Origin of the sequence: Asanoa ishikariensis (assembly GCF_900107455.1) — a bacterium.
GTDB lineage: Bacteria > Actinomycetota > Actinomycetes > Mycobacteriales > Micromonosporaceae > Asanoa > Asanoa ishikariensis.
The window spans coordinates 1871848-1885006 of record NZ_FNQB01000003.1 but is presented as its reverse complement, the minus strand read 5'-3'; the positions used below and the strand labels follow the sequence as shown (position 1 = coordinate 1885006).

General features: G+C 71.5%; 9 protein-coding genes. 7 read left to right on the top strand and 2 right to left on the bottom strand.

Features of this window, described 5'->3' with window-relative positions; all coding sequences use genetic code 11:
- Nucleotides 1-19 precede the first annotated feature (19 nt).
- From BLV39_RS32640 to BLV39_RS32630, 3 genes are all read left to right on the top strand, one after another.
- Nucleotides 20-1684: a bifunctional 3'-5' exonuclease/DNA polymerase gene (locus BLV39_RS32640; RefSeq protein WP_090800455.1), complete on the top strand. Its 1665-nt coding sequence runs from the start codon at nucleotides 20-22 to the stop codon at nucleotides 1682-1684.
- 297 nt (nucleotides 1685-1981) lie between these two features.
- The gene (locus BLV39_RS32635; protein ID WP_090800929.1) at nucleotides 1982-2560 is read left to right on the top strand and encodes a nucleotidyltransferase family protein; all 579 of its coding nucleotides are present in this window, start codon (nucleotides 1982-1984) and stop codon (nucleotides 2558-2560) included.
- Nucleotides 2561-2606: 46 nt separating this feature from the next.
- Nucleotides 2607-2819, top strand: coding sequence for a hypothetical protein (locus BLV39_RS32630; protein ID WP_090800454.1), 213 nt, complete (start codon nucleotides 2607-2609; stop codon nucleotides 2817-2819).
- On the opposite strand, the gene BLV39_RS32625 is transcribed toward BLV39_RS32630, so the two are convergent.
- Both BLV39_RS32625 and BLV39_RS32620 read right to left on the bottom strand, forming a co-directional pair.
- Nucleotides 2816-3799, bottom strand: coding sequence for an MBL fold metallo-hydrolase (locus BLV39_RS32625; RefSeq protein WP_090800453.1), 984 nt, complete (start codon nucleotides 3797-3799; stop codon nucleotides 2816-2818). The two genes, BLV39_RS32630 and BLV39_RS32625, sit on opposite strands and share 4 nt — an antisense overlap.
- 16 nt (nucleotides 3800-3815) lie before the next feature.
- Nucleotides 3816-6470 carry an MGH1-like glycoside hydrolase domain-containing protein gene (locus BLV39_RS32620; protein WP_090800452.1) on the bottom strand — a complete coding sequence of 885 codons (2655 nt, stop codon included), beginning with the start codon at nucleotides 6468-6470 and terminating at the stop codon, nucleotides 3816-3818.
- Between the two features lie 243 nt (nucleotides 6471-6713).
- Between BLV39_RS32620 and BLV39_RS32615 the strand changes: the two genes are divergently transcribed.
- From BLV39_RS32615 to BLV39_RS32600, 4 genes are all read left to right on the top strand, one after another.
- Entirely contained in the window at nucleotides 6714-8036 is a 1323-nt protein-coding gene (locus tag BLV39_RS32615; RefSeq protein ID WP_090800451.1) for a glycosyltransferase family 4 protein, read from the top strand.
- A gap of 102 nt (nucleotides 8037-8138) precedes the next feature.
- Nucleotides 8139-9806: a serine/threonine-protein kinase gene (locus tag BLV39_RS32610; RefSeq protein WP_239083889.1), complete on the top strand. Its 1668-nt coding sequence runs from the start codon at nucleotides 8139-8141 to the stop codon at nucleotides 9804-9806.
- 162 nt (nucleotides 9807-9968) lie between these two features.
- Nucleotides 9969-10544 (top strand): hypothetical protein, encoded by a 576-nt coding sequence (locus BLV39_RS32605; protein WP_090800449.1) that lies wholly within the window; start codon nucleotides 9969-9971, stop codon nucleotides 10542-10544.
- 71 nt (nucleotides 10545-10615) lie between these two features.
- Entirely contained in the window at nucleotides 10616-13144 is a 2529-nt protein-coding gene (locus BLV39_RS32600) for an ATP-binding protein (RefSeq protein ID WP_090800448.1), read from the top strand.
- Nucleotides 13145-13159 lie beyond the last annotated feature (15 nt).

Here is a 13159-nt window from a genome sequence, read left to right as displayed (position 1 = left end):
TCTGGGGTTAGATGACCTCGTGCTGGTCGCGGCGGTTCCGGGGGAGGGCGGGTCGGGTCGGCTCCTGCCGCTCGACGACGGGGGTCGCCCAACCGGTCCTGCCGTGAGCGCGCCGTCGCTGGCCACCGCGGTGGCCTCCTGGGAGTCGTCGGCCCGGCCCCGCTGGATCTGGCCGTCGACTCCCGCTCTCTACCCGCGGTTGCTCGCCGCCGGCGTCCGGGTCGAGCGCTGCCACGACGTCGAGCTCACCGAGGCGCTGCTGCTGGGCTCGGCCGGCGCGTGGGGCGCGCCGCGCTCGGTCGGTGCCGCTCTGGCCCGGCTGCGCGGCACGCCCGTGCCGCCCGACCCGCCGGCGGTCGCCGCATCGCCGCCCGGTGACGCGCAGGGCTCGCTGTTCGAGGCGCCGCAGGCCGCTCCGCCGGTCTCGCTGGAAGACCTCCTCACGGTCTACGCGGACCAGCGCGCCCGGATGGCCGCGGTGCCCACCTCGCCGGGGCGGTTCCGCCTGCTGGTGGCGGCCGAGTCAGCGGGTGCCCTGGTCGCGGCCGAGATGGGCTTCACGGGGTTGCCGTGGCGGGCCGACGTGCACGACGAGCTGCTCCGCTCGATGCTGGGGCCCCCGTCCGCGGTCGGCGGCCCGCCGGCCAAGCTGGTGACGCTGGCGGCCGAGATCGCCGCCGCTTTCGGTGTGCGCTACCTGCACCCGGAGTCGCCCGGCGAGCTGCTCAAAGCCTTCCACCGGGCCGGCGTCGACGTGCCCAACACCCGATCCTGGACGCTGCAGCACATCGACCACCCGGCGATCCGCCCGGTCCTCGCCTACAAGGAGCTGTTCCGCATCTGGACGGCACACGGCTGGGCGTGGCGCGACGCCTGGGTCCACGAGGGCCGCTTCCGAGCCGAATACGTGCCGGGCGGCGTGGTCTCGGGCCGCTGGGCCAGCAGGGGCGGGGGAGCGCTGCAGATCCCCAAGGTGGTCCGCCGCGCGGTGATCGCCGACCCGGGCTGGCGCCTGGTGGTGGCCGACGCCGCCCAGCTCGAGCCGCGCGTGCTGGCCGCGGTCTCCGGCGACGCCCGCCTGGCCGCCGCCGGCCGGGCCGGCGACCTCTACGCGGCGCTGGCCAACGACGCCTTCGACGGCGACCGCGCCAAGGCCAAGGTCGCCATGCTGGGCGCGATGTACGGCCAGACCGGCGGCGCGGCCATCCCCGCCCTGGCGGCGCTGCGCACGCACTATCCGACGGCGTTCGACTATGTCGAGAGCGCGGCCCGCACCGGCGAGGGCGGCGGCCTGGTCCGGTCGTGGCTGGGCCGCACGTGCCCGCCGTCGTCGGTGTCGGTCTCGATGGGGGAGTCGGGCTACGAGACGGTCGACGCACCCGACGCGGGCCGGTCGAGGGCTCGGGGCCGCTTCACCCGCAACTTCGTCATCCAGGCCACGGCGGCCGAGTGGGCGCTGGCCCTGCTGGCGACGCTGCGCACGGCGCTGGCGGGCACGCCCGCGGAGCTGGTCCTCTTCCAGCACGACGAGGTGCTCGTGCACTGCCCGGCCGACCAGGCGGAGTCGGTCATCGAGGCGGTCCACACGGCCGGCGCCCGCGCCACCGCGACCCTGTTCGGCGACACAGAGGTCCGCTTCCCGATGGAAGCGGTAGCGGTCGAGTGCTACGCGGAGGCCAAGTAACGCGCATCGGGTCGCACTGTCGTGTCGCCCGCGCGGGCGGGTCAGTGCCTGGCGGTGGTGTCTTCCCGGAGCGCACATGTTTTCGCATGTAGGCACATGCGAAAACACGTTCGCTCCTCGAACACATCGGCATCTATGCGCGACACGCGCGGGGACCCCGGCCCGGCCCGCGCCGCGACCGCTCGGCCTCGTCGGATAGGCGACTCGTGGGGTGCGTGTGGCCACTGTGAGTGGTGAGACTGCTAGGCGTATCGATTCGGTCGCCGTGCGGAGGCTGGCGTGGGACGGATCGCGGGGATTGTGGTTGCTGCCGGTGGCGGTCGGCGCATCGGAGGCCCGGAGGCGTTGCTGAGGCAAGGTGACGCGCTCCTGGTCGACTCGGTGTGTGAGATCGCCCGTGAGGTCGGCTGTGCGCCGTTGGTCGTGGTGCTGGGCGCCGCGGCCAACCAGGTGCGCGGCGCGGCCGCGCTCACCGGCACCACCGTCGTGGTCGACAAGGCGTGGGGGACCGGGCTCGGGTCCAGTCTCCGAAAAGGGCTCGAAGCCCTGGAGGACGACGAGGCGGACGCCGCGCTCGTGCTCACCGTCGACATGCCGGGGGTGACCGTAGAGGCGGCCCGGCGGGTGGCCCTGCTGCCGCACCCCGGTGCGTTGGTCTGCGCCACCTATGACGGGCTGCGCAGCTACCCGATGCTGCTCGGGCGCCGGCACTGGGCTGGGGTGGCCACGCTGGCCAAGTCCGACGTCGGGGCGCGTCCTTATCTGCTCGCGCACAAGGACGAGATCGTCGACATCGCCTGCGACGCGGTCGCCGATGGCAACCACCTGGACAACCCCGACGCGCTCACCCTCTACGGGCTCGACCGGGGCGAATGACCACGAGGTCGCGCATCCAACCTCCCAGGTGGGGTAGGGGGGAGGCATGGGTGACCCCAAGGAAAGAGACGAAGAGCCCAACGAGCCCAACGAGTTCGGTTTCGCGGGCGCCGCCACCGGGCCTGAGCCGAACCTGTCCGAGGAAGAGGCCTCGGAGGGCGAGGAGATCGCGGTCCCGGCCGGCGACATCACCGGCGCCATCGTCAGCGCGATCGAGGGCGGCCGCGACGAGGACGACGACAAGAAGAAGAAGACCTAGAGCTCGAACCGCGTGCCGACGGTGTTGGGCCGGGTCGCGTCGGGCATCGCCGCGGCCAGCGCCTGCTGCGCCGTCCACGACGTGCAGTGCGACGGGACCAGCAGCGCTGGCGACAGCTCGGCCAGCGCCGTCACCGTCTCGGTGACCACCGGGCCGGCGCGCAGGTGGAAGCCGCCCAGCACCGCGTACACCTGGTCGACGCCCGTCAGTCGGCGCGCGTAGCGGACGATGTTGACCACCCCGGCGTGGCCGCAGCCGGTCAGGATGACCAAACCCTTGCCCGCCACGTGGAGCACGAGCGCCTGGTCGTCGTGGATCAGCGGGTCCGGCTGCCACTCCCCGGACACGTACGCCTGGTGGTTGGGAAGGCCCTGCTCGAAGGGCACGGTCCGGTCGACCTCGCCGGTGACCAGCAACATCCCGTCCAGCAGGTACGACGGTTGGCGGCCCTCGATGATCGAGAAGCCGACGCCCTCGATCGCCGAACGCGACGGCACCGGAAGCTCGAACGCGCGGTCGGGGCCGGAGACGAGCCGCCGTTGCCGCCAGAAGTCCGGGTGCAGGTAGACGGGCATGTTGGTCGAGCCGAGCCGGCGCGCCACCCCGTCGAGGCCCATCACGTGGTCGAAGTGCCCGTGGCTGAAGACGATCGACTCGAACGAGTCCGGCCGCAGCTCCAGCCGGTCCAGGTTGCCGATCAGCCCGTCGGGCGTCACACCGGCGTCGAACAGGATCCGTCGGACGGCCCCCGCGACCCGGAGCTCCACCAGCGCCGAGAAGCCGTGCTCGGCGCGCAGCCCGTCGACCGTCTGACCGGAGATCGAGATCGAGTCGGGCACCGGCGCGGCGCGGCCGCCGGTGCCGATCGCACCCCACCGCCGGATCGGGCCCTCGTCGGGCAGCAGCACGTCGGTGTAGTTGTCGATCAACGTCGTGACGTGCACACCGTCGACCGGACGCAACGCGACGGAAGCCTCCATTCCCCCATAGTGCCCCCTATGGGCGGCGAACGGTCAGGATCAGGTCCGCGACCAGGGCGGTCCAGCCCGTCTGGTGCCAGGCGCCGAGACCGGCGCCGTTGTCGCCGTGGAAGTACTCCGGGAACGAGATCAGGTCCCGCCAGTCCGGGTGGGTCTGGAACAGCTCGCACGCGCCGTAGATCGCTCGCCGCCCGTTGCGGTCCCGGGTGAACAGGCCGATCAGCCGCCGCGAGAGGTCGTCGGCGATCTCGTGCAGCGGCAGCTTCGACCCGGAACCGGTCGGGTACTCGACCAGCAGGTCGGTACCGAAGAAGGAGGCGAACTCCCGCAGCGCCCCGATCAGCAGGAAGTTCGTGGGCAGCCAGATCGGCCCGCGCCAGTTGGAGTTGCCGCCGAACAGCCCGCTGGTCGACTCGGCGGGCTCGTAGCCGACCGTGAACTCCTGCCCGCCCAACGAGACCGTGAACGGCTTGTCCAGGTGCTGCCGGGACAGCGTCCGCAGACCGTATGGGGACAGGAACTCCGACTCGTCGAACATCCGGGCCAACATCCGTACGAGCTGGTCCGGTGCGACCATCGCGAGCAACCGCTGCTGGCGACCGTCGCCGGACCGGCGGCGGGTGCCGACGACCAGGCCGTACTCCGGACGGTTGTGCAGGAACCAGCGCAGCCGCTGGGACAGCTCGGGCAGCCGGTTGACCATCATGGCCGACATCGACGCGGTCGCGGCCAGCGGCAGCAGCCCGACCACCGAGCGCACCTTCAGCGGCACCCGCGAGCCGTCCGGCAGCCGCAGCACGTCGTAGAAGAACGCGTCGTCGGCGTCCCACAACCCCTGTTCGTACGCCCCGGACGCGATGTAGGCGAAGTGCTCGAAGAACTTCGTGGCGATGTCCTCGTACGCGGGCTCGTGCACCGCCAGGGTCAGCGCCATGTCGAGCAGGTTCAGCGCGTACATGGCCATCCAGCCGGTGCCGTCGGACTGTTCGAGCACCCCGGCGACCGGCAGCGCGGCCGAACGGTCGAACGGTCCGACGTTGTCGAGCCCGAGGAAGCCGCCCTCGAACACGTTGTTGCCGGTGACGTCCTTGCGGTTGACCCACCAGGTGAAGTTGAGCAGCAGCTTGTGCATGGCCCGGGCGAGGAAGTCGACGTCGTGCCCGCCGTCGATCTCGAAGACGCGTAGGGCGGCCCAGGCGTGCACCGGCGGGTTCACGTCGCCGAACGCCCACTCGTACGCGGGGATCTGGCCGTTGGGGTGCATGTACCACTCGCGCAGCAGCAGGAGTAGCTGCTGCTTGGCGAAGGCGGGGTCGACCCGGGCCAGGGTGACACAGTGGAAGGCCAGGTCCCAGGCGGCGAACCAGGGGTACTCCCACGGGTCCGGCATGGAGATCACATCGAAGTTGGTCATGTGGCGCCACGCGCTGTTGCGTCCGTGCCGGCGCCCGGTCGGCGGTGCCGGCGATCCCGGGTCGCCGTCGAGCCACTGCCGCACGTCGAAGTGGTAGAACTGCTTGCCCCACAGCAGCCCGGCGATCGCCGCCCGGAGCACCGCCCCCTCGTCCGCCGAGGCACCAGGAGGCGTCAGCGCGGCGTAGAACTCGTCGGCCTCGGCCCGCCGCGCGGCGAACACCGCGTCGTGGTCGGCGCCGAGGTCCAGAACAGGCGAAGTGGCGGCGGGGACGCCGGGCACCGCGGTCGAGCTCAGCCGCAGCCGGATCGTGGCCGACGAGCGCGCCGGCACGTCGAGCACGTAGTGCAGCGAGCCCTTGGTGCCGGTCCCCGCCGGGTTGACCGTCGCCGCGCCCTGCGTGACGTGGTCGTTGATGCCGTCCTTCGGATAGTCCGAGCCGCCGGCCAGGCCCCAGAGCCGCTGGGCGTTGGACTCGTTGTCGCAGAGCAGCGGCTCGGGCTCCCCGTCGCCCTCCAGCACGAGCTCGCCGAGCACCCAGTGCTTTCCCACCAACCGGTTGGTTCCCTCGGCGGCCAGCACCGGCACGTCGTCGCGGCCGGGCAGCCCCCAGGACCACGTGTTCCGAAACCACAACGTGGGCAGCACGTGCAGCGTCGCCGCCTCCGGACCCCGGTTGGCGACGGTCACCCGCACGCACACGTCCGTCGGGCCGGCCTTGGCGTACTCGACGGTCACCGCCCAGAACCGATCGTCGGCGAACACCCCGGTGTCCACCAACTCATATTCGGGTTCGTCGCGCCGCCGCAACGCGTTGACCGCTACCAGCCGGTCATAGGGAAACGCCGCCTGCGGGTAGTGGTAACGCCAGCGCAGGAGCGAGTGGGTGGGAGTGGAGTCCTCGTACCACCAGTACTCCTTGACGTCCTCGCCGTGGTTGCCGCCGTCGCCGCCCAGGCCGAACATCCGCTCCTTGAGGATCGGGTCGACGCCGTTCCACAGGCCGAGCGCGAAGCAGAAGGTCTGCCGGTCGTCGCAGATCCCGGCCATCCCGTCCTCGTTCCACCGGTAGGTGCGGGACCGGGCGTGGTCGTGGGGGAAGTAGTCCCAGGCGGTGCCGTGCTCGCTGTAGTCCTCGCGGACCGTGCCCCAGGCGCGTTCGGACAGGTATGGACCCCACGAGCGCCACGGCCGCGCGCCGCTGTCGGCCTCCGCGAGCCGCGCCTGCTCGGCCAGCACCTCGGGGGTCACCTCCATGTCAACGATCTTCCCTTGCGTCGTTGTTCAACGGCCATTCTGCGACGGGCGTGTTTCCTTTGTGGTCATTGGCGGCCGGACCGCATCCTGCCGCATGGCGCGCCGGTAAACGACATATTTCGCGGCATTGAGGGGTCTTTGCCGCTGATTGCCCTAGGCTCCCAAAAGACCCAGTTGGCACGCTGGCACCCGCTCGGGTGCCTATTGCCGTATGTCCAGGGTTTACCGCGAGGGGGCCGGGCCATGAAACGCACCGCCGACGTTCTCGACGACGAACCGGTCACCGGTTCGGGCATCAGGCGTGTCCTGATGCTGTCGTGGGAGTATCCGCCGGTGGTGGTGGGTGGCCTCGGCCGGCACGTGCACTCCCTGGCCACCTCGCTCGCCCGGGACGGCCACGAGGTCACCGTGGTGACCCGGCACGCGGCCGGCGCGCCCCTGGAGGAATACCAGGAGGGGGTACGGATCGTCCGTGCGCCCGAGGACCCGCCGAACTTCCCGTTGGCCACACCGTCGCTGCTGGCCTGGACCATGGCGTTCAACCACACGCTGACCCGGGCGGCCCTGCGCGCGACCGAGACCGGCGAGTACGACGTCATCCACGCCCACGACTGGCTGGTCACGCACACCGCCGTGACGCTCAAGGAGCACCTCGACCTGCCGCTGGTCGCGACGATCCACGCCACCGAGGCCGGCCGGCACCAGGGCTGGCTGCCGGACGAGATGAACCGCTGCATCCACAGCGTCGAGTGGTGGCTGGCTCGCGAGGCGTGCAAGATCCTGGTCTGCTCGTCGTACATGAAGTGGGAGGTCTCCCGCCTCCTCGAACTGCCGCCCGAGCGGGTCGAGGTGATCCCCAACGGGGTCAACGACCGGGTCTGGCGGGCCGGGCCGCGCGCGGTCGCGACCGCCCGCAAGCAGTTCGCCGGTGACGGCCCGCTGGTCGGGTTCGCCGGGCGCCTGGTGTACGAGAAGGGCGTCCAGCACATCATCCGGGCGGTGCCGAAGCTGGCCGCCGACCACCCGGGGCTGCGTGTGGTCATCGCCGGCGACGGGCCGTTCCGCGGGGAGCTCGAGTCCGAGACGCACCGGCTGGGCATTCCCGACAAGGTCAGCTTCGTCGGCTTCCAGAGCGAGGCCACCCTGCCCGCACTGCTCGCCGCGACGGACACCACCGTGGTGCCGAGCCTCTACGAGCCGTTCGGCATGGTCGCCCTGGAGGCGGCCGCCGCGGGCGCCCCGCTGGCCGTCGCGGACACCGGAGGGCTGGCCGAGATCGTCGAGTCGGGCGTCACCGGCGTGACGTTCCCGCACAGCGACCCGGACGCCCTCGCCGGCGCCGTCGACTCCCTGCTCGGCGACGAGCGGTTCGCCCGCAAGGTGGCCAAGAAGGCCCGGACCATGGTGACCAAGCGGTACGGCTGGTCGACGATCGCGGATCGCACCGCCGACGCGTACGGCGCGGCGATGCGGGAGTCGCAGGAGTTCCTCACCCGGGAGGCGGCCGCCCGGCTCGCGTACGGGCAGCCGAAGTTGGTCGTACCCGCGGGTAACCTGCTCGCGTAGCGGTGTGGTCCCATCCGCGGGACAATCACTCCATCGATCGGGGCTTCATCAACTCGGCTCCGGTCACTATGGTGGATGCGCGGACCAACAGGGATCGGACGGTTGCAGCGGACACTGATCGCCGAGCGTTACCGACTGCTCGAATCTGTGGGCAGCGGCGGGATGGGTCGTGTCTGGCTGGCCCGCGACGAGATGCTGCACAGGGACGTCGCGGTCAAGGAGGTCCAGCCTCCCGAGTGGATGAGCGCGGCCGAGCGGGCGGACCTCGGCCAGCGCACGCTGCGTGAGGCGCGCACCGCGGCCCGGCTCAGCCATCCGAACGTCGTCCAGATCTACGACGTGGTGTACGCCCAGGGCAGCCCCTGGATCGTCATGGAATATGTGCGCTCCCGCTCGCTGCACGAGGTGATCGAGAGCGAAGGCCCGCTGGCGCCGGAGCGGGCCGCCCAGATCGGCCTCAAGATCCTCGACGCGCTCTGCGCCGCACACTCCCGCGGCGTGCTGCACCGTGACGTCAAGCCGCACAACGTGCTGATCAGCGACGACGGCCGGGTGGTGCTGACCGACTTCGGGCTGGCCACCTTCGACGGCGACAGCTCGGTCACCCGGGCCGGCATGGTGATGGGCTCACCGCAATATGTCGCGCCGGAGCGGGCCAGCGACGGCACGTCGACCGCCGAGGCCGATATGTGGTCGCTCGGCGCCACCCTCTACGCGGCCGTCGAGGGGCGGTCACCGTTCTTCCGGCGCACCACGCTGGCCACCCTGACCGCCCTCGCCACCAGCCCGCCGGACCCGGCCAAGCTGGCCGGGCCGCTGCGCCCGGTGCTGACCGGCCTGCTCCGCAAGGACCCCCGGCAGCGGTTGCGCGCCGACGACGTCGACCGCCTGCTGCGCCGGGTCATCGACCCCACCGTCAAACCGAGGCCGCGCCGGCTGCCCCGCCCGCGCCGACCGGAGAGCGCCACCACCCAGCAGGTCGACCCGTCCTCGGCGCCTACCGTCGCGCTCGACCCCGACGGGCGGCCGCGGGCGACCACCTGGTTCGGCCGGGGTCCGACCGAGCGGCTCGGCCGCCTCGGCCGGCGGCGGGCAACCGTCGTGGTCGGCGGCGCCGTGGCAGTCCTGCTGTTGGCGGGCACGGCCTGGGCGTTCAACCATTCCGACCGCGAGCCGGGTGCGGCCGGCCCGACCGTGTCGGCCACCGCCAACCGGGCGCCGGCCGGCGTGGGTGGTGGCCAGTTCTCGTGCCAGGACCCGCAGGACGCGGTCACGGACACCGTGCGCCTCGCCACCTCCCAGCCACGGGGCGAACGCTACGGTCTGCTGCAGACCTTCACCTGGTACACCTCGCCGGCCGGCTACCGGCTGCCGGCGCCGATCGGCTGGCGCGTCTACACCGAGTCCGTCGACACCACCTGCTTCTTCGACGCCCGCATGGAACGGATGATGACCGTCGACGTGGTCGCGCCGGCGGCCGACCCGGTCGCCTACTGGACGAGGGCCGCCGCGGACCAGCAGTTGAACGGCAGCCTGGTCGGCTATGCCGACGCGACGGTGACCCGCAGCGAGCTGTTCGACGGCGGCGCCGAGTGGGAGTACGCGTTCACCCCCGACGGTGGCACGCCCCAGCGAGCGATCCGGATCCTCTACAACATCGGTCCGCGGGCGTACGTGATCAGCTGGACCTGCCCCCTGATCGACTGGAACCCAGACCTGGTGCCGACCATCAAACTCGGCTTCCGCCCGCCCGAGATGGTCGCTGATTAGGTCATGTCCTGCCGATCATCGCGGCCTGCGACGGGCCCAGTCGCCGCCTGGCGGCGTCCCGAGATCGCCGAGATACAACACCGGTATCCCGGCAATCCCGGGCCACCACCAGACGACACCTGGACTCCGTCTCGGCTCACGATGATCGACAGGACATGACCTATGCGCTTCGAACAACGCCTCCGCGACGGCATTTCGGACGGTACGATCACCGCGGCGCTGCGTCGCTGGCGCCGGCCGCAGGTGGTGGTCGGCGGCCATTACCGCACCGGCCAGGGCATGGTGGAGATGCTCGCGGTCGAGCCGGTGAGCCCTTCTCGGCTGCGCGCCGCCGACGCCCGCGCGGCCGGGTTCCCGACGCTCGCGGCGCTGCTGGCCGACGTGCCGGCCGGCGAAGGCAAGCTCTACCTGCTGCGCTTCCGTCGCCTCGACACGCCTGATCCGCGCAGCGTGCTGGCCGCCGATGCCGACCTGGACGCCACCGCCCGGGCCACCATCGACGCCCGGCTGGCCCGGCTCGACCGCGCCAGCACCCGCGGCCCGTGGACGGCCACGACCCTGGGCCTGATCCGGGACCGCCCTGGCGTACGCGCGCCCGACCTGGCCGCGTCGGTCGGGCGGGACACGCTGTCGTTCAAGATCGATGTGCGCAAGCTCAAAGCGCTCGGGCTGACCGAGAGCCTGCTGGTCGGCTACCGCTTGTCCGCTCGGGGCCGCGCGTACCTCGGGACGGACTAGCGAAAGGAAGGGACCCTTGTTATCGCTATGCGTTAACAAGGGTCCCTTCCTTTCGGACTAGATTTGGCAGGGTGACGGGGGCAAATCCCATCAGAACACCCGATGACCGGCTTCGGGTGTTCGTCAGCTCCACCATCGACGAGCTTGCCCCTGAACGGCAGGCCGTGCGGGACGCGGTGCTGGGGTTGCGGCTGATTCCCGTGATGGCGGAGAGCGCGGCCCGGCCCCATCCGCGCCGCGACATCAACCGCGCCTATCTCCGCGAGAGCCACCTGTTCGTCGGCATCTACTGGCAGGGATTCGGCGATCCGCCAGGCGTCGAGGAGGAGTTCGAGTGCGCCGCCGACCTGCCCAAACTGGTCTACGTCAAGCAGCCCGCACCGGACCGCGACCCGCGACTGGCGGCGATGCTGGCGCGGATCCAACAGGACGCGCGGGTCTCCTACCGGATCTTCGGCACCGCCGGCGAACTGCGACACATGATCCGCGACGACATCGCCCTGCTGCTCAGCGAGCGGTTCGCGACCCCGGAGCCCGAGCCGGACCCGCAGTTGGCCAACGTGCCCGCCCCGTCGAGCCCCATCCTCGGCCGGGACGCGGAGATCGCCCAGTTGCGCAAACTGCTGACCGACCCGGACGTACGGCTGGTGACGCTTACCGGGCCGGGCGGCGTGGGCAAGACCCGGCTCGCCACGGAGTTGGCCGGGTTGCTCGCCGGCGCGTACCCGGACGGGGTCCGGTTCGTCGAACTGTCCACCGTGACCACGCCGGACCTGGTCGGCGCGGCCCTGGCCCAGGCGCTGGGCCTGCACACCACGGCCGGCCGGCCGCCGATCGAGGACGTCGAGGCGTACCTGCGGAACCGGACGCTGCTCCTGGTGATCGACAACTTCGAGCAGGTCGCCGAGGCCGCTCCGGTGATCAGCAGGCTGCTCTCCGCCGCACCCGAGGTCACCGCGCTGGCGACCAGCCGGGCCGCGCTGCGGCTGACCGGCGAGTACACCGTCGAGGTGCCGCCGCTGCCACTGCCGGAGCCGAACAGCGACTACAGCGACGCGCGTACGGGCGCCGTCCGGCTGTTCGTCGACCGCGCCCGAGCGGCGAAACGCGACTTCGCGCTGACACCGCAGAACACCCAGGCGGTGATCGAGATCTGTCGCCGCCTCGACGGCCTGCCGCTGGCCATCGAGCTCGCCGCCGCGAAGGTCCGGGTGCTGCCGCCACCGGCGTTGCTGGAGCGGCTGCGCAAGGGCGTCGGCACGCTCAGCGGCGGCGCCCGCGACCTCCCGGTCCGGCAGCGCACGTTGCGCAACACCATCGCCTGGAGCCATGACCTGCTGACCCCGGCGCAGCGGCGGCTCTTCTGCCACCTCGGTGTGTTCGCGGGCGGGTTCGACCTGGACTCGGTCGACGCGCTGTTCGGTCCCGACGACGTCGAGCCGCTCGACGTCCTGGTCGAGTCCAGCTTGGTCAAACAGGAGGCGGGCGAGGGCGAGCCACGGTTCCGGATGCTGGACAGCATCCGCGAGTACGCGCTGGAGCGGCTCCGGGACACCGGCCTGTGGCACGACGCGCACGCCGCGAACGCCGCGTACTTCCTGGCTCTGGCCGAGCGGCTGGAACTGTTGCTGGGCTTCGAACCCTCGGCCATCGAGCGGCTGGAGACCGAGCACGACAACATCAACGCGTCGATGAACTGGTTCATCGACGACCGGGACTACGAGCAGGCGATCCATCTCTCCTGGCTGATCTGGGTGTTCTGGTGGCTGCACGGACATGTCGAGGAGGGCGTCCGATACCTCGACCAGGTGGCCGACGAGGCGAGCGACCTCTCCGAACAGGCGACGGCGCTGCTGCTGGTCGGCACCGGCGCGATGGCCTTCGTCAGCGGCGACCTGGACCGGTCGCAGGCCGATCTGACCAGGTCGCGGGCGTTGCTGCTGGCGCTGGGCGACGACGGCAACGTGCCCGCGGTCAGCGGGGTCCTCGGCACGATCGCCATGCGCCGCGGCCTCAACGCCAGGGCCCGCGAGCTGCTGGAGGAGACGCGGTTGCTGGGGGAGCGGTTCGGCAAGGAGTGGGTGCACTCGCTGTACTACAGCCGGATGGGCAACATCGCGCTCAGCGAGGGTGACACCGACGTCGCCGCGCGGATCTTCGAAGAGGGCCTGGAGATCGCGGAGCGGTCCCACGACCGGCTGGGCGCCGTCGTCGACCTCTACAGCCTCGCCGTCACGGCGATCACCACCGGCGACGTCGACGGCGCGGAAGCGTACCTCCGCGAGGGCATGACGCATTCCGCCGAGGCGGGCGACCGGGGCAGCATGGCGTTCTGGCTGGAGGCGATGGCCGACATCCGCATCCGCCAGGGGCGGCTGGACCGGGCGGTCCGGCTGACGGCGGCGGCTCGTACGCTGCGCAGCGCCTCGACCGCGGTCTGGCTCCGGTCCTTCGCGCCGGAGTGGCCGGCCGTGAACGGGGGCATGCCAGGGCTGCGCACCGAGCTGGGCGAGGCCTCGTTCGCGGCGGCCTGGGCCCGGGGCAGCCAGGACGACCTGGGGTCGGCGGTGCGCTTCGCACTGGGCCTTGATCCGGGATAAACCGGACGAAAGGCC